We start from the raw sequence: 20,036 nt of genomic DNA, 5'->3' as shown, positions 1-20,036 counted from the left end.
GTGCCCTTTCTCTTGCTTCGTCGGAACAGAGCGGTCAGCCGTGAGCCGACCGATCAGCCCTGCGACTTGGCGAACCGCACAAGACCGGCGAACGCCGGAACAGACAGCGCCAGCGCCGGACCCTCCGGGTCCTTGGAGTCGCGAACGGGAACCACGCCGTGCGCCGAGGCGTACGCCGGAGCCCACTCGACACAGGAACCACCGTTGTTGCTGTAGGAAGACTTGACCCAGAGCAGGGAAGAGGAGTCGGTCGTCACGGGGTGCCCTTTCGTACCTCGTTGATCATGGCCACGGATGCCGCTTGCGAGAGAGCCACGGCCTGAAGTTGATGGTAAGCCCTCATCAGCGGTAGCACAGAGGCCGGTTCGCGCTCCAGCTGCCCCTGTGTCTGGGACTCGACGTAGGAGACGACCGACCTGTCGCTGAGCGTCAGCAGGTTCACCAGGCGGTCGAACGGTCGGTCCTCGCGGATGCTGTACGGGGCGATCTGGAGCATGGTGTTGGGCTGCTCCGCGAACTGGACGAGCCGGTCCAGCTGGGCGCCCATCACGTCGGGGCTTCCGATCGGCCGACGGATACAGCTCTCGTCCAGCACCACGATCACCATGGGTGCCAAGGGGCGCGTCAGTGCCGCCTGCCGCTCGGCCAGGAACGTGACCCGTTCTTCGGCCTGTTCAGACGTGATGGCACCTCGCCGCACAGCGGCGTTCGCCAGCGCCGCCGCGTATCCCATCGTCTGGAGTGGGCCAGGAATGAGGCCCGACTCGAACAGCCTGATCTCCGTGGCCCGTCCCTCGTGCCCCACGTACTCCGGAAAGCCCTCCAGCAGAATGCCGTTCCGGATTTCCCACCACTGGCGTTCGAACGTGTCGGACGTGCCTTCGAGTCCGAACGCGGCGTCAGCGCTCGCCGCGAAGCGGTGGGTTGGCGGTTTACGAGTAGTTTCGACTCCGGAAACGTGTCTCCCTGTATACCCCATGCGCTCGGCGAGCTCGTCCTGAGTCCAGTTCCTCGCCTCACGCGACTTGCGCAAACGCGCTCCGAACGCCGCCTGCGGCGAGCTCTCGGGCCGTAACTCCTTGCGGTTTACCAACGCTTCCCCCAAGCACAGAACGTTGCAGGTCTCATGACTCTACGCCAGCCTGATGCCGCTTGGTAGTGGTTTCGCTACGGAGAGGAACGGCCATGCCCCGGAAGCGCACGCACGCCGACGGCCCCCAACCACCCACCGCGCCGGCCGAGTCCGTCACGGGGCATGTGAGCGGCGGGCGGGCGGAGCGGTGAACGACGACGACTATCCCGACCACGGAGAACCCCCGATCCGGTCGGCGCTGCTGTTCCCGCCGTGCACCTGCGGGCGGCCGGTCTGCCCCGACCTGGTCGCCCAAGGCCCCGCGCCGGAGGGCCGGTCGACGGACGGCCGACCGGCGGACAGCCGGTCGACGGACGACCGGTCGGTCAGCCCCACGATGCGGCGTCTGCGCCCCCAAGTCGAAGAGGCCAACAGGCGCGCGAAGCAGCGGGGGCGGCAGTGAGGGGGACGAGAGAGCCGGTCACGGAACACGCCGACCAGGACCGGCGGGCGCCCCACAGGCACGAGGCTCATCGTCCACAGCGAGGACACCCGACAGTGATGAATGACATGGTCACCGCCGTCTTCCGGGCGGAAACTCCCGCGCTGGGCGGCTGTTTCCTCTGCGAACGCCAGGGCCTCCAGGTCTTCCGGGTGGGGGAGATCGTCAGTCCGAGGGCGGTCACCCCGCTGACCGCCTGCCGCGCGTGTGCGGAACGGCTGCTCGCACTTCATGACACGGCGACCCTCGACCCCGTACGTCCCTACATGCGCACGCGCACACCGTAATACCCCCATGGCGACCGATCCGGGGCAAGGGTCGCGACGCGTATCCCATCGGAACCCGACGGAGAGGAAACACTGGCAATGCCACCTTCGAACACGACCGACGCTCCGGTCCCGGACCCGACCGATCCCCTGCGCGAGGCGGCCCGCGCCGCGTCCGAGCTGGACCAGGCCCTGCGCCGGGCCGGCATCACACTGCCTTCTCTCGGCGGGGACTGGCCCGCCATCAACGGGCAGCCACTCGTCGACCTGGGACGCGCGAACCTGGAGACCGTGAGCCGCCTCGTCCGGCTGGCCAACAGCGCGACACCGTCCGAACAGCCGGAACGGCCATGAACGACAGGTCTGTTGAGGACAGGTCCGACGAGGAGATGTCCGTCGAGGAGATGTCCGTCGAGGAGATGTCCGTCGAGGAGATGTCCGTCGAGGAGATGTCCGTCGAGGATCGAATGATCACCACGAGACTGCGAAAGCTGCGGCGCGACCCGCTGAGGCAACTGACAGCACTCACGGACCTGGTGTTCGAGACGGTGGCGGCGAGCCCGGACCCCGAGCTGCTACTCGAAGCGATCGAGGAATCGTGCCGCCGCCGGCTGCTTGAGGCGATAGCGGACACGGAATCGCAGGAAGAGGGTTACGGCTCCGTCCGGGCCCGGACCGTTCCGCCCGGCTCACCCACGCCCCCGTGAGCGGGCCCGGCGCGGCCGGGGCCGGAGAGTGGGCCGGGGCCGGTATGGGGCAGCCCGGACGGGCAGTCGCCCCGGTGCGCGTACAGCACCACCTGGGCGCCCTTGACCGGCACCCGCGCGCACTCCACGAAGAACCGCCGCAACGCCTCGCGCTTCACGGCCTCCTGGGGCACGGCGTCCAGCGGCTGGTCCGGCGGGTCGGTGAGGGCCCCGATCCGCCGGGCCCCGAGCACGTGTTGGCGGATCGCCTTCGAAGGCAGCTCCACGCCCTCCAGGGTGCGCGAGCGCACCGGATCGCGCCGCAGCGCCAGGTCGCGCAGGCCCCGATAGGCACCGGGGTACGACATGCGCCACTCGCGGCGCCTGGCCGGCATGAACAGCACACTGTCCGCGCCGTCCTGGTCCGCGAGGCTCCGCACCGTGCGCGCGACGGCCGCCACATCGTCCTTGCGGCTGTCCGGGGTCCGCATCTCCAGGGACACGGGCAGCAGCGAGAGGACGGCGAGCGCCACCCCGGCCCGTATCCCGTACCGCTTCCAGCGCCGCGACCGCGCGGTGCCGCGCACGGGACGGTACGCCAGCAGCCGGTCGAGCGCCTGCCCGAGCAGCAGCGCGAGACCGGCGTACGAGTACAGGACGTACCGGTCCACGTACATCGGCCGGTACACGGCGGCGGCCAGCAGCAGCGCGGTCGGCGCGATCAGCAGCGGCAGCCCGAGCCGGGCGGGCGACACCGGCCGCCCCGTGGCCCGCGCGCCCGGCCCTTCCGTCCGGCTGAGCGCGTACGCGCAGCCGGTCCCGAGCGCGGTGACCGCCACGATGTCGGCCCACTGCACCGCGCTCGGGCCGCCGATCCACGACACCTGGTCCGACTGGCCCATGCTGAACACGGCGAGCGGCGCGACCAGCAGGACCGCCGCCCCGGCCGCGAACGCCCACCGCCGCCTGACCGCACGCGGCACGCCCCCGGTCAGCACGGTGATCCCGTGCGCGACCAGCGCGGGCACGGCGAACTCGTGCAGCCAGCCCGCGGCGGCGGCGGCCCCCGCGTACCCGGCCCAGACCCACCGGCCGCCACCGTCGAGCCCGCGCACCAGCAGGTACGTCGCCAGCGCGACCAGCGCCGCCACCGACGCGTACGACCGGCCCTCCTGCGCGTACATCTGCACCAGCGGCGCCAGCGCGAACACCGCTCCGGCCGCCAGCCCGGTCCTGTGCCCGGCCAGGCGCCGCCCGGTGAGCGCCACCAGCGCCGCCGCCGCTGCCGTCGCCACGACGGACGGCAGGCGCAGCGCGACCAGCCCGCCGTCCCACACCCGGAACAGCGCGTGCATCAGCAGGTAGTAGACGCCGTGGACCGCGTCCACCTGCCCGAGCAGCGCACCGATCTGCCGGGTGCCGCGGTGCGCGACCTGGTACGTCACCGACTCGTCGCGCCACATCGACCCCTGGCGCGTCAGGCCCCACAGCCCGAGGCCCAGCGCCAGGAGCGCGGGCGCCAGCGCCGTGGTCCAGGGGCCGCGCCCGCGCCCGCCGGAGGGGGCAGGCCCGGCCGTGAGCACGGCCCCGCCGCGCTGGCGGGGCAGGACGGCGGAGGTCAGGACACGGGGCGGCATGGCACCCGACGTTACCCGCCGCGTGCCCGCCACGGACCGGGCCGCCCGCCCTAGCCGGTCAGGCCACCGACTTCCGGACGGCCTCCACCAGCGAGGCCGCGCGCAGGTCCTCGCCGCCCTCCACTATGTGGTTCATGACGTAGCCGAAGGCGAGGCCGCTCTCCGGGTCGGCGAAGGCGAGCGAGCCGCCCCTGCCGGGGTGGCCGAAAGCGCGGGGGCCGGTGAGCGGGACCATGTCGGTGGGCAGCATGAACCCGGAGGCGAACCGGCTCGGCAGCACGATCACGCGGTCGGGCCCCGAGGCCTGCTCCGCCGTCGCCGCCGCCAGGGTCTTGGCGGTCAGCAGGCGCACGCCGTTCACCTCGCCGATCAGCGACGCGTACAGCCGCGCGAGGCCCCGCGCCGTACCGATGCCGTTGGACGCCGGGATCTCGGCGGCCTGCACCTCCGGGGAGTTGAAGTCGATCTCGACCGGGTCGGTGACGGCGAAGGCCCGCCTGGCGAGCGAGACCGGGTCGCGCTGGGCCTCGACCATCGGGCGGAACTCCTCGGGAAGGGCCTCCAGGGGAACCGTGGCGAGGTCGATCTCGGGCTCCTTGTACACCATGCGGCTGACCCGGCCGCGCTCGGACTCCGGGAGGCCGATGAAGAAGTCGATCTCCAGCGGGGCGGCGATCTCCTCGGCGAAGAACCGTCCCGGTGTACGGCCGCTCACCCGGCGGATCACCTCGCCGACGAGCCAGCCGAACGTCCTGCCGTGGTAGCCGTGCTCGGTGCCCGGAACCCACTGCGGACGCTGCGCGGCCAGCGCGTCCACCATCGGCTGCCACGCCAACGCCCCCTCCAGGGACACCGGTTCGTCGAGCGCGACCAGCCCGGCCCGGTGCGAGAGCAGCCAGCGCACGGGAATCTCGGACTTGCCGTTCGCGGCGAACTCCGGCCAATAGGACGCGACGGGGGCGTCCAGGTCCAACTCGCCCCGCTGGGCCAGCAGATGCGCCGCCGTCGCGGTGGCGCCCTTCGTCGCCGAGTAGACCAGCTGCAACGTGTCCCGCTCCCACGGCCGCCCGGCCCCGGGATCGGCGCTCCCACCCCACAGATCCACCACCGGCAGCCCGTGCCGGTAGACGCACACCGCCGCTCCGATGTCCCCGTACTGCGCGAAGTTGGCCGCGAACGCCTCACGTACGGGCTCGAATCCGGCCGCGACCTGTCCCTCGATCGTCGTCGTCATACGGCCATCCTGGCACCGCGCCGACAGAGGGGTCGACGGCGATCCGAAGCCGCCCGCGGGTGCCTGCGCACGACGCGCGGGCGACTGTGCGCGGTGGCTGCGCGCCACCCGCTCGGCTGCGCGCGGCGCGCGGGTGGCAACGCATGGTGCGCTTGCCTGTGTGTGTAACAGGAATGTCTTGGGAGGCGGCTGTGCGGAACGGTTCACCGGTCCTGGCGAGTCCTGGTGATCGGAAACGCTCGTTCGTACCGACCCTTACCGACACTTACCGCCCCGTACCGAGCACCCGGCACCGCCAACCGATACTGAGGAAGAAACGATGCGCGTTCACAAGCTCACCCTCGCGGCCCTGGCCGTTGCCGCGGGTCTCTCGCTCACCGCCTGCCAGAGCGACGACGACGGTGGCAGCGGCGGCGCGGCACAGAGCGCCCCTTCCTCCGTGCCCCTCACGTCGTCCGGCGCCTCCGCCTCGTCGGGGGCAGCGGGGTCCTCCTCGGACAGCGGTCAGAACTCGGGCGGTTCCGCTCAGGGCGGCGGCACGAAATCCGGCGGTACGGATTCCGGTAGTACGAATTCCGGCGGCGCGGACACGGCCGGCGGTGCGGGCTCCGGCGGGAGCGGCAAGGCCGGCAAGTGCCGCACCGACGACTTGCAGATCACGGCAAGCGACTCGACCATCGGCGGCGACCCCAAGGCCAGCGTCACGGTGACGCTGAAGAACAGCAGCGGCCACGACTGCGTGATCTCCGGCTACGCGGGCGTCGACCTGAAGACCGACTCGGGCACGGTGTCCGCCGAGCGCGTCAGTCAGCAGTCCAGCGTCACGGCCGTCCTGGGGAGCGGGAAGGCGACGTACTTCCCCATCACCTACCCGTTCAACAAGACGGGCGGCACCGGCGTGCGCATCACCGGACTGGTGGTGACCCCGCCGGACGAGACGCACCCGGTCACCCTCAACTGGCCGGGCAAGCCCTCTCTGCCCGTCACGGACGGCTCCGGCTCGCCCGTGGAGGTCGGCCCGGTCGGAAGCGCCGGCCAGGGCGGCTGACCAGGACGGCCCCGGGAGGCGCCGGACGCGACGGCCCGGCGCCGGGCCGTGCGCCGGGCCCGCCACGCGTCTCGCGGCGCCAGGGCCGGTTCCGGCGACCGAGCGGTCCTTCTCGGCCGCCACCTACCGGTAGTCCAGATACCGTCCAGCCGCCCACCCGTGGTCCAGATACCGCCCAGCCGCCCACCGGTGATCCAGATACCGCCCAGCCTCCCACCGGTGATCCAGGTACCGCCCAGCCGCCTACCGGTGGTCCAGATACCGCAGGACCGCGAGGACCCTGCGGTGGCCCGGCTCCGACGGGGTCAGGCCCAGTTTGGTGAAGATGTTCGCGATGTGTTTCTCCACCGCGCGCTCCGACACGGTGAACTCCTCGGCGATGGCGTGATTCGACCGCCCCTCCGCCATCAGCGCGAGCACCTCACGCTCGCGCGGGGTCAGCGCGTCCAGCTCGGAGGCGCGCCTGCTCGCGCCGAAGAGCTGTGCCACGACTTCGGCGTCGAGCGCGGTCCCGCCCGCCGCGACCCGCTCCAGCGCGGCCACGAACTCCCCGATGTCCACCACCCGTTCCTTCAGGAGATAGCCGACCCCCGCGCCACCGTCGCCGATGAGCTGCGCCGCGTACTTCGTCTCCACGTACTGCGAGAAGATCAGCACGCCCGTCCCCGGCAGTGTCCGCCTGATCTCCACCGCGGCCCGCAGGCCCTCGTCGGTCTGGGTGGGCGGCAGCCTGATGTCCACCACCGCGGCGTCCGGCCGGTGTTCGGCGACCGCCGCGAGCAGCGCCTCCGCGTCGCCGACCGCCGCCGCGACCTCCACCCCGCGCATGCCGAGGAGTTGGCAGAGCCCGTCCCGCAGGATCGCGGAATCCTCGGCGATGACCACACGCATCCCACGAACCTCCTCGTCAGCGGTACGGAAGCAGGACGGTGACCACGGTAGGCCCCCCGGCGGGGCTGTCGCACCGCACAGTGCCGTCCACCGTCCGCACCCGGGCCAGCAGTCCGCTCAGTCCGCTGCCCGCGCCCACCACGGCTCCCCCGCGCCCGTTGTCCTCCACCGTGAGCAGCAGCGCGCCCGCCGCCCCGTACATCTTGATCCGCACGGCGGACGCGCCGCTGTGCTTGACGGCGTTGGCGAGCACCTCGGCCGCGCAGAAGTACGCGATGGACTCGATGGCCGGCGTGGGCCTGCCCTCAAGGCCGGTGTCCAGCGTGACCGGCAGGCCGCAGTCCGACGCGAGCGTCGCGAGCGCGGTCTCAAGGCCCTGGTCAAGCGCCGGCGGGTGGATGCCCTTCACCAGATTCCGCAGGTCCGCCACGGCCTGCTTCGCGTTGCCCTGCGCGGTCTTCACCACCCGCAGCACCTCCTCCCGGTCCGCGCCCGAGGTCACCAGCTCCCCGATCATCGTCAGATGCATGCCGAGCCCCACCAGCCTGGCCTGCGTGCCGTCATGGAGGTCCCGCTCGATCCTGCGGAGCGTCGCCGCCGCATCGTCCACAGCCTGTGCACGGGTCTCCTCCAGCGTGCGGATACGGAGGTCCGCGCGGTCCGGGCCGAGCAGCGCCGCGAACAGCAGCCGGTGCGGGACCACCGCGTTCGCCACGAGCCAGCGGGCCGCCAAGAGGAGCAGGGCCCCGACCGCCACGGGCACCAGCGCCAGCGGCCAGTCGTCGAACACCACACCTCCCACCATCAGCCCGACATGGCGCACCGAGCCGTCCCCCGAGCGCACCGTGAAGTAGTCCCACCTCTTGACCAAGGGCATGAGCAGGAGCAGGGCGCCGTGCACGTACCCGATGACGACGGCCACCGGGGGCAGCAGCGCCGTCACCGGGGCGAGCAGCGCACACCCCACCGCGCGCCATCCCGCCCTGCTGCCGATCAGGTCCCGGCGCCCGCCCCCGGGACCGGGCTCCTGCCCCCGCCAGTCGGCCGCGTCGATCTCCTCCCCCAGCAGCCGCCGCGTCAGGGTCCGTTGGGCATCGCCGACCGCGAGCGCCGTACGCACGCCGGTCGCGATCAGCCACGGCCCGAGCGCGGTCCAGGACAGGGCCCCGCCCACGAGCAGGACGATCAGGACGGCCAGCGCTCCCGCGACGGCCAGGGGCAGGGCCACGACCGCGTACAGCAGCGCCGCCGCCCTCGCGCGGAATCCGGCGCGATGCGCTGTTCGACTCGTCCCCGGGCGCGTGGCACGCCGGGGCGCGAGCAGTCGGCGAAGTGGCTGCATGGGGCTCACCCTAGGTCGGGCCCGGCCGGGTCACAGCTGGTGAATGACGGGTATGGACACCAGCCCGCAGATGGCGGACACCCCGAGGGCCATGGCCACGGCCCTCCCCCGGCGGAGGCCGCCTTCCGAGCCGCCGAGGAGCGCGCGTATCAACCGGGTCTGCATCGCGGCGAATCCACGCACGACCCACGGCGTGAGGAAGAGGAACGGTATCCCGCCGCCGAACCCGTGCACGGCCCACGCTCCGGCGAGCGTCGGCCCGCCCCAGGAGTGGGTGAGGCTCTCCGCCGTGGTGTCGGGACGCAGCGGATACCCGATGTTCATGAAGGCGACCGCCCAGAAATAGCCGGTGACGGCGAGGGCCACCAGATTCAGCGGGGCGCTCAGCACCGCGTGCACGAAGGCGAGCGGTCCCGTCCTCTCCGGCTCCGCCACCTCGGCCCCGAGCAGGGAGCGCGCCAGCCCGCGCTGCACGCGCCCGGCCGGGCCCCCGACCAGCGCGAGGGGCACGCACAGCAGGCCCACCGGCAGGGCGAGGACGACATACGCGGACCGGCGCCAGGTCGCGGCGCGGAACGGCTCCTTGAGGACCCGCACGAGTATCCGCACGGACCTCCGTCGGGGCTTCTCTGCGGGCGATCGCCGGGGCATTTCTGCGGCCCTCCGTGCGGACGCCCTCGCGGGCATCCGCCCGGGACGCTCCGAGGCAGCGGGGCGGTCGTCGGGAACGCCGACAGCACCGACAGCGTCGGGCGTATCGAGAGCGCCGAGAGCGTCGGGTACGCCGACAGCGTCGGGAACGTCGGGAACGTCGGGAGAAGGGGTACGAGTGAAGGGCCGGGTCCGCGAGGTGTTCTCCATGCCTCCAGGCTCCCGGCCGGAGGGCTCCCCTTCGATCGTGCCAGCACGGAACTCCGTGGTTCGGTTCACCCCACCCCGGGCCGCTCCGGACTCCCGGCCGCCCCGGGCTCCTGGCCAGATCCACGGGCGAAAAGCTATCCTGGTGACCGGCGCTCATCCGCCGCGTGCGTATCGTGACAGCCCGTATCGTGACAGCCGGTGAGCACTTCGGATCGTCGCGGGGCCGAGCGAGGTGTGTGGCTGTTCACGCCGCGATCCCGCCGTGATGCGGGGTCTTCGAAGGGACGGACGGTCGGACGGTGCTCAAGGGCGCGAGCAGACCATTACGGGGTTCTCAGGCATGAATGATTCTCGCGAGGTCGTCGGCGCCATCGTGCCCGGCTATCCCGAACCCCTCTGGGTCCAGGCGGTCAATCTGATCCGGGACAGGGTCGAGAAGGGCGTCCTCCAGCCGGGCATGCGGCTCCCTCCGGAGCGTGAGCTGTGCGGGCAGCTGGGCATCAGCCGGGTCACCCTCCGCAAAGCGCTCGTGCATCTGGTGGACGAGGGCGTGCTCAGCGCCTCGCACGGCAGAGGGTGGTACGTCACGCGGCCCGTGCCGGCGCAGGAGTGGCCGAACAACCTCGAATCGTTCAGCGAGACGGCCGCCCGGATGGGCCTGAAGCCGCACTCCACCGTGCTGGAGGCGAGCGCGGGGCCCGCCACCATTGACGAGGCCGAGCCGCTGGGGATCGCCCCCGGGACCCCGCTGTTCCGGCTGGAGCGCGTACGACTGCTGGACGGTGTGCCCATCGCGCTGGATCTGAGCCGCGTTCCGCTCGCGCTGCTCCCCGGCGCCGAGAAGATCGACTTCCAGACGCGCTCGCTGTACTCCACGCTCGCCGACGCCGGGGTCGAGCCGGTACGGGCCGACAGCACCATCGAAGCGGTGAAGGCCGACGACCGCGCGGCCGGCCACCTCGACGTGGCGGCGGGCGACCCGCTGCTCGTCATGCGCCAGATCGCGCTCAACGCCGAGCAGGAGCCGCTGTTCGCCTCGACCATCAGGTACGCGGGCGACCGCTACCGGCTGCGCACGTCGTTCGCCCGCGCCCACGGCTGACACCGCCCGGGCGCGCAGACGGGCGCGGGGGCGCGAGCGCCGGCGCGAGCATGGGCATGAGCGCGACCGCCACCACGACCAGGGCATGAGCGCAGCCACCACCACGACCAGGGCCAAGAGCGCGACCGCCACCACAACCACCGCGACCGCCACCACGACCACCAGCGCCAGCGTGATCAGAGCACGACCACGCCCTTGACGAAGTCCGGGCCGCTCTCCTCCATCGCGCGGAACGCGTCGCCGAGCCCGTCGAGCCCGAAGCGGTGGGTGACCAGCGGCGCGTAGCTGAAGCGCCGCCGCTGGACGAGGTCGAGCGCCTCGGACATGGCCGCCACCACACGCGTACGGTCCGGGCAGAACCCGTTGACGACGGTGACGCCCTTGTACCAGAGGTCCATGTCCATCATCGCGTCGCCCGTGTGGTGGTAACCGACCACGCACAGCGTCCCGAACGGCCTGACCAGGCTCCCGGCCGTCTTCAGACCACCGGTCGCCCCCGTCGCCTCCAGTACGAGGTCGAGTCGTGCCTCACCGGCCCGGCTCGTCGCCGCCCGGTAGTCCTCGGGCAGTTCGTCGGGAGCGAAGACCAGGTCCGCGCCCAGCGCGAGGGCCCGTCGCCGTCGCGCCGGGTCGGGGTCGACGCCGATCAGCAGGCCGGGGGCGTGCCGCCGTGCGAGCTGGATCAGCCCAAGACCCATGAAGCCGAGGCCGACGACGGCGACCCGGTCGCCGGCGCGTATCCCCGTACGGGACAGGGACTCCTCAAGGACCGCGACCGGCTCGCCGAGCGCGTGGGCCGCGTCGACGCCCTCCGGGACCGGAAGGATGGCGTGCGCGTCCATCACCGCGCGCGTCGCGAACCCGTCGCCGCCGAGCCCGGTCACCAGATCGCCCGGTGCCCACCGACCGGCCGCGCGCCCCGTGGAGACCACCCGGCCGACCATCTCGTGCCCGAGCCTGAGGGGGCCCCGGGCCGGGTCGTGCCCGAGCCACGGCCCGATGTCCGAGGTGCACACTCCGCACACCACCACGTCGACCAGGACCTGGTCGTCGCCCGGCACCGGATCGTCCTCCTCGACGATCTCGAAGGTGCGAGGCGCGACGAGTTGGCTGACCTTCATGCCCATCTCCTGTCCGAACGTCGGTCGAGAGCCACAGGCCAGATGTCCTGGAGGCGGCGCCAGTGTAGCCCCAGTGGTCCTATGTGGTACATAGTGGCGTCGCTGCCCAGTCCGCGTAACCAACGGGTTCGACAGCTCCACGAGAGGCGCACAGAAGGAAACTTGACTGTTACGTCCTGTTTTCCTTTTGAAGTAGTTGCGTCCAACCCCTAGACGGGTAAGCCATTCGTCTTAAACTGGCTGCAAGTGGTATTGGTTTGGCATAGGCGAGGAGAGAGGTATGACGTCACTCGCGGCGGCGGTCATCGGTGCCGGCTCGCAAGGCCGTGTGCATGCGTACGGATACCGCGCCACGCCCGGTGTGTCACCGGTCGCGCTCGCCGATGTGGACCGGCGGGCGGGCGGGGAGCTCGCTGAAGAAGTGGGCATACCACGCGTCTACCAGGACTACCACGAGCTGTTGGAGGCGAACAAGCCCGATGTGGTGAGCGTGTGCACACCGCCCGCGACACACCGGGAGATCGTGGAAGCCGCGGTGGCCGCGGGGGTCCGCGCCATCCACTGCGAGAAGCCGGTGGCGCTCTCGTACGGCGACGCCCTGGCGATGGCGGCCACCGCCACCGGCGCCGGGGTCCGGCTCACCTTCAACCTCCAGCGCCGCTTCGACCCGCTCCAGCTCTTCGCGCGCGAGCAGATCGCGGCGGGCGCGATCGGTGACGTGGTCACGATCGAGGGGTACTGCCCGAACCTCTTCGACTGGGGATCTCACATCCTCGACCTCATCCTCTTCCACCGGGGCGACGCCGCGCCGAGTTGGGTGACCGGCCAGGTCGATGTGACCCTCGACCGCCATGTCTACGGTGTGTTCGTCGAGACGGCCTCGCTGACCCAGATCGCCTGGCCGGACGGCGTCACCGCCGTCGTCTCCACCGGACGCGAACCCCACACACCGGTCCTCCACCTGGAGAACAACCTCGGACTGGTCGTCCAGGGCACCGAGGGCCGGGTCGACATCAGCGGCGAGCGCTGTGCCGTACACCGCTTCGGCGCACCCGGCCTTGTCAAGGAGTCCGAAGGCGACAGGGACCCGGCACGGTGGGACCGGGGCGTCGACCCCAAGATCGTGAGCGGCACCCGCGAGGCGATCCGTGACCTCGTCACGAGCCTGGAGACCGGCGCCCCGCCGGTCCTGAGCGCCGAGAACGCGCTGCGCGGCGCGGAACTGATCTTCGCGACCTATGAAAGCAGCAGGTCGCGGCGGCGCGTCACACTCCCGCTCGACCGCTTCGACAACGCCCTGCTCAGCGGTCGCGACGCCGGGTACTGGAGCCCGACCGGCGAACTGCACTCCACCTACTGAATCGAGCTGCCGCGATGCGCATACCGGAAACCCATGCCCCACCCGGCCACCACGGTCCGACCGCTCTTGTCGTGGTCAATGGTGACGACGTCTTCGAGGACCTGTTCACCGCGGCCGCCGAGTTGCAGGCCGTGCTGACGGACGAGGGCTTCGCGACCCGTACGGGTACCGGCATGGGCCGGTTCGAGCACGCGGTGCGTGACGACCTGATCGTCCTGTGCACCGCACTCGGGGAGTTCACCACCGGACAGCGGCGCGGCCTGCGCGAGGCGGTCCGGGCCGGCGCCGGCCTCCTCGCCTTCCACGCGACCAACGTACCGGCCTCCGCGTCCGCGGACCCCGACGAGGCGGACCGGCTCCTCACGGAACTGATCGGAAGCCGGTACGTGTCCCACGGGCCACGACCGCACGAGAGCCGGTTCGGTGTGTTCCCCGACCCGGCTCACGAACTGACCGCCGGACTGGCCCCCTTCACGGTGACGCACGAGCACTACGCGCTCGCCGTGGAGGACCACGCGAAGGTCGTCGCCTGGCGCGGGCCACTGGACACGACGTACGCGATGGACACGACGGACGCGACGGGCGGCACGGACCGCGCACACCCCCCGCACCGCACGGCAGGCGCACACCCCCCGCACCACTCCGCCGTCGCACACACCGCGCGCGATGCGGACAGTCCGCACCACACTGCCGGCCCACACACCGCGCGCGATACGCACGGCACAACACACTCCGCCCCGCCGCCCCTCGTCCCCCTCGTTCATGTGTCCGAGTTCGGCCGGGGCCGGGTCTGCTACGTCCAGTTGGGCCACGACATGCGCGTCTGGGCCGAGCCCCCCGTGCGCGACCTGATCCGGCGGGCGGCCCGCTGGGTGAACCGACTCACCGTCCAGGGGGTCGCGTCATGACCCCGGTCACCCGTGTGACCCGCGGCGGCGCCTCCGTGTCCGCCGGGGAAGGAAACTGACCGATGCGTACCGTGCTCAGAAAACTCGGCCTCTACCTCCTGACGGCCTGGGCCGCGCTCAGCCTCAACTTCGTCATCCCGCGCATCATGCCGGGCAACCCGGCCGACAACCTCATCAACCAGTTCCACGGGAAGCTGAGCCCCTCCGCGGTCCAGGCGCTGCGGGTGCTCTTCGGCCAGAAGGACACCAACCTCTGGAGCCAGTACATGAGTTACTGGCACAGCGTGTTCACGGGCGACTTCGGCATCTCGTACGCCTACTACCCGTCGAACGTGAGCACCGTCCTCGGCCAGAGCATGTTCTGGACGCTCATCCTGATCACGGCCTGCACCATCCTCGGCTTCGTCATCGGCACCGGCCTCGGCATCCTCGCCGGCTGGAAGCGCGGGACCTGGCTCGACTCGCTCGTGCCCGTCACCACGTTCCTGTCGTCGATCCCCTACTTCTGGTTCGCGATCATCATCGTGCTGATCTTCGCGATCACCCTCAAATGGTTCCCCCTGTCCGGCGGTTACGCGATCACGCAGTCGATCGGCCTGGACGGCGGGTTCATCTCCAGCGCGATCTACTACGCGATCCTGCCCGCCACGACCATCGTCGTCGCCTCCCTCGGCGGATGGCTGATCAGCATGCGCAACATGATGGTCACGACCCTCAGCGAGGACTACGTACGCCTCGCCGAGGCCAAGGGGCTCTCCAAGCGCCGCGTCATGTACCACTACGCCGCCCGCAACGCGATGCTGCCCTCCCTCTCCAGCTTCGCCATGTCCCTCGGGTTCGTCATCGGCGGCTCCATCGTGACCGAGGTCGTCTTCAACTACCCCGGCATCGGCACCGTGCTCTTCAAAGCCGCCCAGGCGGCCGACTACCCCCTGATGTCGGCCATCTTCCTCCTCATCACCGTCCTGGTGCTGGTAGCCAACCTGCTCGCCGACATCGCCTACGCGTTCCTCGACCCGAGGACGAGGGAGAGCTGAACCATGGCCATGCAATCCGCCGCCCTTGCCGAGGCCGAGACGCCCGGGGGCTCCTCCGGGGGACGGGCCAGACTCTGGCTGCGCCTCCTGCGCTCGCCACTGACCTGTACGGGCGTGGTCATCACCCTGATCTTCCTGCTCCTGGCGCTGATCGGCCCCTGGATCGCGCCCTACGACCCCTCGGCCGTCAGCGACAGCGCCACCCTGGGCCCGTCCGCCGCACACTGGCTCGGCACCACCCAGAACGGCCAGGACGTCCTGTCCCAGATGCTCTACGGAGCACGCGCCTCCGTGGTGGTCGGCTTCGGCTCCGCCATCCTGACCACCCTGCTGTCCGTACTCGTCGGTGTGAGCGCGGGCTACCTCGGCGGGGTCAGCGACGAGGTCCTCTCGCTGCTCGCGAACGTGTTCCTGGTCCTGCCCAGCCTGCCGCTGACGATCATCCTCGCCGCCTACCTGCCGCACAGCGGATCGCTCGGGATCATCCTGGTCATCTCCGTGACCGGCTGGGCCTGGGGCGCCCGGGTGCTGCGCGCCCAGACGCTGTCCCTGCGCAAGCGCGACTTCGTGGAGGCCGCGAGGGCGACCGGCGAGCGGACCTCGCGCATCATCCTGCGGGACATCCTGCCGAACCAGGTCGCCGTCATCGCCGCCTCGTTCCTCGGGACCGTCGCCGCCGCGATCCTCACCCAGGCGAGCCTCGCGTTCCTCGGGCTCACCGACGTGACGCAGTGGTCCTGGGGCACGATCCTCTACTGGGCGCAGGTGGACAGCGCGCTGCTCACCGGCTCCTGGTGGTGGTTCGTACCGGCCGGACTGGCGATCGCGCTGCTCGGCACCGCGCTGTCGCTGGTGAACTTCGGCATCGACGAGTTCATCAACCCCCGGCTGCGCCAGGCCGGAATCGGTACGAAGAAGGCAGAGCGCGCGCAGGTGGCGCGGCGGCGCCCGCGCCGTGTGAAGAAGCGCAAGGGCCCCGTCGTACCGCGGCCGGCCGGCGCGCCCTTCACACCGGACAGCACCGATGTGGTGCTGGACGTGCGGAACCTGCACGTGGAGTACGTGAACGGCGAGAGCCGGGTCCCCGCCGTGAACGACGTCTCGTTCACCCTGCGGCGCGGTGAGGTCCTCGGGATCGCCGGCGAGTCCGGCTCCGGCAAGTCCACACTCGCCTACGCCATCACGCGGCTGCACAAGCCGCCGGCCGAGATCTCGGCGGGCGAGGTCCTCTACACCAGGGCCGACGGCTCCACGACGGACGTGCTCTCCCTGGGCGAGGACGAACTGCGGGACTTCCGCTGGGAGGAGCTGTCGATCGTCTTCCAGTCGGCCATGCACGCCCTGAACCCGATCATGCGGGTCGGCGCGCAGATCGAGGACGTACTCGTCGCGCACCGGCCGAAGATGACGGCGCAGGAGCGCGCCGCGAGGATCGTCGAACTCCTCGGCATCGTGGGGATACCCGCCGACCGCTCGGGCTCCTACCCGCACGAGCTCTCCGGCGGCATGCGCCAGCGCGCCATGATCGCCGTGGGCCTCGCGCTCGACCCCGAGATCATCGTCATGGACGAGCCGACGACCGCGCTCGACGTGGTCATCCAGCGGCAGATCATCGAGAAGATCATGGAGCTGAAGGACAAGCTCGGCTTCTCCGTCGTCTTCATCACCCACGACCTGTCGCTGCTGATCGAACTCTCCGACACCATCGCCGTGATGTACGGCGGGAAGATCATCGAGAGGGCGGCGGCCGAGGACTTCTACCGCCACCCCCGCCACCCCTACAGCCGGGGCCTGCTCTCGTCGTTCCCCACGCTCGGCGGCCCGAAGCGGGAACTCACCGGGATCGTCGGCTCACCGCCCGACCTGCTGCGGATGCCGAGCGGTTGCGCCTTCAGCCCGCGCTGCCCGAAGGCGTTCGGCGCCTGCTCGTCGGCCGAGCCGGTGCTCTACCGGATAGCGGAACCGGGCTCCGGCCCCTCCGAGGCCGCCTGTCTGCTCTACGCGGACGGGGCGGAGAAACAGGACGAACTCGCGATGGGTGATTCGCTGTGAGCGACGAGAAGACCAGCGGCGGCCAGGACCGCCCGAGCACCCCTGACCGTCAGACGCCGCCCGGCGCCGAGCCGGTGCTCGAAGCGGTGGGTGTGACCAAGCACTTCCCCGCCAGGGGCGGCCTGAGGCGCGGTGGCGGCGGCCGGCGCGTGGTGCACGCCGTGGAGAACGTGTCGCTGCGCCTGTACGCGGGACGGATCACCGCCCTCGTCGGTGAATCCGGCTCGGGCAAGTCGACGCTGGCCCGGCTGCTCGCCCAGCTGCACCCGCTCACCAGCGGGGAGATCAGGCTGCACGGCGCCCCCGTGGCGGCCCCCAGGGGCCGGGCGTTTCGCGCGTACGTCAGCAAGGTCCAGCTGATCCTCCAGGACCCCTTCTCCTCGTTCAACCCGGTCTCCACGATCGCGGGCACCCTCAAGCGCGCCGTCTCCATCCACCAGCCGGGAAAGCGCGGCGCGGCGCAGGAGGCGGTCATCGACGACCTGCTGACGCAGATCAGCCTCACACCGCCCCGGCAGTTCACCGAGAAGTACCCGCACGAACTCTCCGGCGGCCAGCTCCAGCGCCTGTCGATCGCGCGGGCCCTGGCCGCGAGCCCCGACGTGTTCCTCGCCGACGAACCGGTCTCCAGCCTCGACGTCTCCATCCGCCTCGGCATCCTCAACCTGCTGCGCGACCTCACCGAGGCACGCGGTGTGGCGATGCTCTACGTCACCCACGACATCGCCTCGGCCCGCTACTTCGCCGAGGACACCGCCGTGATGTACGCGGGCGAGGTCGTGGAGACCGGGCCCTCGGAAGCGGTCACGCAGGAGGCGGCACACCCGTACACCCAGCTCCTGATCGCCTCCGCGCCCGACCCCTCGCGGGCCGGCGCCCGCATCCGCGACATCGGCCAGCCGCCGAGCCTCATCGACCCGCCCGCGGGATGCCGCTTCCATCCGCGCTGCCCCTTCGCGATGGAGCGGTGCACGACCGACGCCCCGCCGTCGTTCCGCCTCGGCGGCGAGCACACCACCCGGTGCTGGCTGTACGCGGACGACGAGGAGGCACGCACCCGGCGCGCCGAGAACTCCCGCGCCGTCACCGGCCTCACCACGGGCACCGAGGCGCCCGCCGCGGCGGCGAACGGCCAGTGAGCCGGCCCCGATCCTCTTTTGTCGTCCCTTCCGTCCAAGGAGCAGATGCCCAGTGGCCACCACACCGTCGTTGACCGGGTCAGGCATAACGAGACGAGGTCTCCTCGCCGGCGCTCTCGCCGGCGCGGGCAGCGTCGCACTCTTCGGGTGCGGCCCGGGGGGCGGCGCCGGCTCGGACCGCTCCACCCTCACGGTCGCCGGCCAGTCCGACAACCTGACCCAGGTCTTCAACCCGTTCGTACCGAACTCGGCGCAGGGCCTGACCTACGCCAACCGGGGCCAGGGCGGCTTCATCTACGAGCCCCTCGTCCAGATCAACGTCGTCGCCATCGGGAAGGACATCCCCTGGCTCGCGAAGTCCTGGGCCTGGTCGGACGGCAACAAGAAGCTCACCCTCAAGCTCCAGTCGGGCGTCAAGTGGACGGACGGGAAGCCGTTCTCCGCCGACGACGTCGTGTTCACCTACGAGATGCTGAAGAAGTACCCGGCGATCAACCTCCTCGGTGTCACCTTCAGCACGGTCACGGCGCCGAGTCCCACCGACATCGTGTTCGAGTTCGCGACGCCGTCGCAGCAGGACTTCACCAACATCGTGTCGGTCCCGATCGTCTCCAAGCACATCTGGTCGAAGGCCGAAGACCCGACGACCTACACCGACAAGAACCCGGTCGGAACCGGCCCGTTCAAGCTGTCCGACTTCTCCGCGCAGAGCTTCCTGCTCGTGCGCAACGAGGACTACTGGCAGCCGAAGGCGAAGATCAAGGGGCTGCGCTTCATCGCGTTCAAGGACAACGAGTCCATGACCAACGCGCTCGTCCAGGGGCAGGCCGACTGGGGCGGCACGTACATCGCCAACGCGCAGAAGACGTACCTCGCCAGGGACAGCCACAACCACTACTGGGCGCCCATCACCGGGACCGACGGCCTCATCCCCAACCTCACGCGCTGGCCGCTCAGCGACGTCGCGGTGCGCAGGGCCATCAGCCTCGGCGTCAACCGCAAGCAGGTGGGCGCGGCGACCGGCTCCCCGCCCGCGACGAGCGTCACCGGCCTGCCGATGCCGGCGTACACCTCGCAGATCTCGCCCGCCTTCAAGAACGTCAACTACCGGCAGGACACCGCGAAGGCCGAGAAGACACTGACGGACGCCGGGTACAAGAAGGCGGGTGACGGCTACTACCACAAGGACGGCAAGCGGCTGGAGTTCTCCATCAGCTTCCCCTCGGCGTACACGGACATCGCGGCGCGGGTGCAGGTCCTCGTCTCGCAGCTGAAGGACATCGGCATCAAGCTCAACATCGACACCACCACCGTCACCGACATCAACACCGTGACGGCGACGGGCAAGTTCGACTCCACGATGGGCTATCCGGTGGACTCGGCGCCGCGCGCGTTCTCCTACTACAACGACACGATCAACCCGAACCTGGCCTACCCGATCGGCAAGGCCACACCGTCGATGCAGAACATCCAGCGGTTCAAGAACCCCGAGGCCGCGTCGCTGTTCAAGGAGTATCCGAACGCGACGACGGACGCCCAGCGGCAGCAGATCCTCGACAAGCTGGAGACGATCTTCGCCGACAACCTGCCGTGGATACCGATGTTCTACTGGGGCACCTACGGCAACTGGAGCACGGCCAAGGTCACGGGGTTCCCCAGCCCGCAGGACCCGTACTTCTCGCCCGTCCCCAACCCCGTCGTCGCGCTGCGGTTGAAGCCGGTGTGATCGCGCGGGCGCGGGGGGGGGGGGGGCCGGGGCGCCGCGCCGGCCGTTCCCC

The 20,036-nt window shown here is 70.8% G+C and carries 20 protein-coding genes and 1 pseudogene; 13 read left to right on the top strand and 8 right to left on the bottom strand.

Annotation, left to right across the window (positions count from 1 at the left end; genetic code table 11):
• Window positions 1–53: 53 nt before the first annotated feature.
• Window positions 54–257 (bottom strand): DUF397 domain-containing protein, encoded by a 204-nt coding sequence (locus tag LCE31_RS07675; RefSeq protein WP_225013244.1) that lies wholly within the window; start codon window positions 255–257, stop codon window positions 54–56.
• Window positions 254–1,093, bottom strand: coding sequence for a helix-turn-helix domain-containing protein (locus tag LCE31_RS07670; protein WP_225013247.1), 840 nt, complete (start codon window positions 1,091–1,093; stop codon window positions 254–256). Before LCE31_RS07670 ends, LCE31_RS07675 begins: the two co-directional genes overlap by 4 nt.
• Window positions 1,094–1,280: 187 nt before the next feature.
• On the opposite strand from LCE31_RS07670, the gene LCE31_RS07665 reads away from it, so the two are divergent.
• The 4 genes from LCE31_RS07665 to LCE31_RS07650 all read left to right on the top strand — a co-directional run bounded on the left by LCE31_RS07665 (window position 1,281) and on the right by LCE31_RS07650 (window position 2,547).
• Window positions 1,281–1,535 carry a hypothetical protein gene (locus LCE31_RS07665; RefSeq protein WP_225013243.1) on the top strand — a complete coding sequence of 85 codons (255 nt, stop codon included), beginning with the start codon at window positions 1,281–1,283 and terminating at the stop codon, window positions 1,533–1,535.
• A 98-nt stretch (window positions 1,536–1,633) separates the two neighbouring features.
• On the top strand, window positions 1,634–1,861 hold the full coding sequence (locus tag LCE31_RS07660) for a hypothetical protein (protein ID WP_225013242.1): 228 nt from the start codon (window positions 1,634–1,636) through the stop codon (window positions 1,859–1,861).
• A gap of 78 nt (window positions 1,862–1,939) precedes the next feature.
• Window positions 1,940–2,194: a hypothetical protein gene (locus LCE31_RS07655; protein ID WP_225013241.1), complete on the top strand. Its 255-nt coding sequence runs from the start codon at window positions 1,940–1,942 to the stop codon at window positions 2,192–2,194.
• Window positions 2,191–2,547: a hypothetical protein gene (locus tag LCE31_RS07650; RefSeq protein ID WP_225013240.1), complete on the top strand. Its 357-nt coding sequence runs from the start codon at window positions 2,191–2,193 to the stop codon at window positions 2,545–2,547. The genes LCE31_RS07655 and LCE31_RS07650 overlap by 4 nt, the downstream gene beginning before the upstream one ends.
• Here the strand turns inward: LCE31_RS07650 and LCE31_RS07645 are convergent.
• Together LCE31_RS07645 and LCE31_RS07640 are read right to left on the bottom strand one after the other, a co-directional pair.
• A complete protein-coding gene (locus tag LCE31_RS07645) occupies window positions 2,493–4,163 on the bottom strand; it encodes a glycosyltransferase family 39 protein (RefSeq protein WP_225013239.1) in 1,671 nt (556 codons plus the stop codon). The two genes, LCE31_RS07650 and LCE31_RS07645, sit on opposite strands and share 55 nt — an antisense overlap.
• Window positions 4,164–4,221: 58 nt before the next feature.
• Window positions 4,222–5,397, bottom strand: coding sequence for a serine hydrolase domain-containing protein (locus LCE31_RS07640; protein ID WP_225013238.1), 1,176 nt, complete (start codon window positions 5,395–5,397; stop codon window positions 4,222–4,224).
• A gap of 319 nt (window positions 5,398–5,716) precedes the next feature.
• On the opposite strand from LCE31_RS07640, the gene LCE31_RS07635 reads away from it, so the two are divergent.
• On the top strand, window positions 5,717–6,445 hold the full coding sequence (locus LCE31_RS07635) for a DUF4232 domain-containing protein (protein WP_225013237.1): 729 nt from the start codon (window positions 5,717–5,719) through the stop codon (window positions 6,443–6,445).
• 243 nt (window positions 6,446–6,688) lie between these two features.
• Here LCE31_RS07635 and LCE31_RS07630 read toward each other — a convergent pair whose 3' ends face one another.
• The 3 genes from LCE31_RS07630 to LCE31_RS07620 are packed head-to-tail and all read right to left on the bottom strand — an operon-like array spanning window position 6,689 to window position 9,287.
• Window positions 6,689–7,336, bottom strand: a complete 648-nt coding sequence (locus tag LCE31_RS07630; RefSeq protein WP_225013236.1) for a LuxR C-terminal-related transcriptional regulator — start codon at window positions 7,334–7,336, stop codon at window positions 6,689–6,691.
• 16 nt (window positions 7,337–7,352) lie between these two features.
• Window positions 7,353–8,678: a sensor histidine kinase gene (locus tag LCE31_RS07625; protein WP_225013235.1), complete on the bottom strand. Its 1,326-nt coding sequence runs from the start codon at window positions 8,676–8,678 to the stop codon at window positions 7,353–7,355.
• A 30-nt stretch (window positions 8,679–8,708) separates the two neighbouring features.
• Entirely contained in the window at window positions 8,709–9,287 is a 579-nt protein-coding gene (locus tag LCE31_RS07620) for a sensor domain-containing protein (protein ID WP_225013234.1), read from the bottom strand.
• 592 nt (window positions 9,288–9,879) lie between these two features.
• On the opposite strand from LCE31_RS07620, the gene LCE31_RS07615 reads away from it, so the two are divergent.
• Window positions 9,880–10,641: a GntR family transcriptional regulator gene (locus LCE31_RS07615; protein ID WP_225013233.1), complete on the top strand. Its 762-nt coding sequence runs from the start codon at window positions 9,880–9,882 to the stop codon at window positions 10,639–10,641.
• Window positions 10,642–10,817: 176 nt separating this feature from the next.
• Here the strand turns inward: LCE31_RS07615 and LCE31_RS07610 are convergent, their stop codons facing one another.
• Window positions 10,818–11,762: a zinc-dependent alcohol dehydrogenase gene (locus LCE31_RS07610; protein WP_225013232.1), complete on the bottom strand. Its 945-nt coding sequence runs from the start codon at window positions 11,760–11,762 to the stop codon at window positions 10,818–10,820.
• A 280-nt stretch (window positions 11,763–12,042) separates the two neighbouring features.
• Here LCE31_RS07610 and LCE31_RS07605 point away from each other — a divergent pair, with 280 nt between their 5' ends.
• The 7 genes and pseudogenes from LCE31_RS07605 (at window position 12,043) to LCE31_RS07575 (ending at window position 19,984) form a co-directional block, all read left to right on the top strand.
• Window positions 12,043–13,122 (top strand): Gfo/Idh/MocA family protein, encoded by a 1,080-nt coding sequence (locus tag LCE31_RS07605; RefSeq protein ID WP_225013231.1) that lies wholly within the window; start codon window positions 12,043–12,045, stop codon window positions 13,120–13,122.
• Window positions 13,123–13,136: 14 nt separating this feature from the next.
• Complete coding sequence (locus tag LCE31_RS07600) at window positions 13,137–14,030, top strand: ThuA domain-containing protein (protein WP_225013230.1); 894 nt, start codon at window positions 13,137–13,139, stop codon at window positions 14,028–14,030.
• A 62-nt stretch (window positions 14,031–14,092) separates the two neighbouring features.
• Window positions 14,093–15,067: an ABC transporter permease gene (locus tag LCE31_RS07595; protein ID WP_225013229.1), complete on the top strand. Its 975-nt coding sequence runs from the start codon at window positions 14,093–14,095 to the stop codon at window positions 15,065–15,067.
• A 9-nt stretch (window positions 15,068–15,076) separates the two neighbouring features.
• Window positions 15,077–16,060 (top strand): annotated as a pseudogene (locus LCE31_RS07590) (ABC transporter permease); the annotation flags it as partial.
• A 33-nt stretch (window positions 16,061–16,093) separates the two neighbouring features.
• Complete coding sequence (locus LCE31_RS07585) at window positions 16,094–17,119, top strand: ABC transporter ATP-binding protein (RefSeq protein ID WP_225013246.1); 1,026 nt, start codon at window positions 16,094–16,096, stop codon at window positions 17,117–17,119.
• A complete protein-coding gene (locus tag LCE31_RS07580) occupies window positions 17,116–18,258 on the top strand; it encodes an ABC transporter ATP-binding protein (protein ID WP_374118428.1) in 1,143 nt (380 codons plus the stop codon). Before LCE31_RS07585 ends, LCE31_RS07580 begins: the two co-directional genes overlap by 4 nt.
• A 52-nt stretch (window positions 18,259–18,310) precedes the next feature.
• Entirely contained in the window at window positions 18,311–19,984 is a 1,674-nt protein-coding gene (locus LCE31_RS07575; protein WP_225013228.1) for an ABC transporter substrate-binding protein, read from the top strand.
• Window positions 19,985–20,036: the final 52 nt, after the last annotated feature.

This window comes from Streptomyces sp. 8L (assembly GCF_020176795.1).
Classification (GTDB): Bacteria; Actinomycetota; Actinomycetes; order Streptomycetales; family Streptomycetaceae; genus Streptomyces.
Note: the sequence above shows the minus strand (reverse complement) of the source record. Positions and strands in the feature narration are given on the sequence as shown.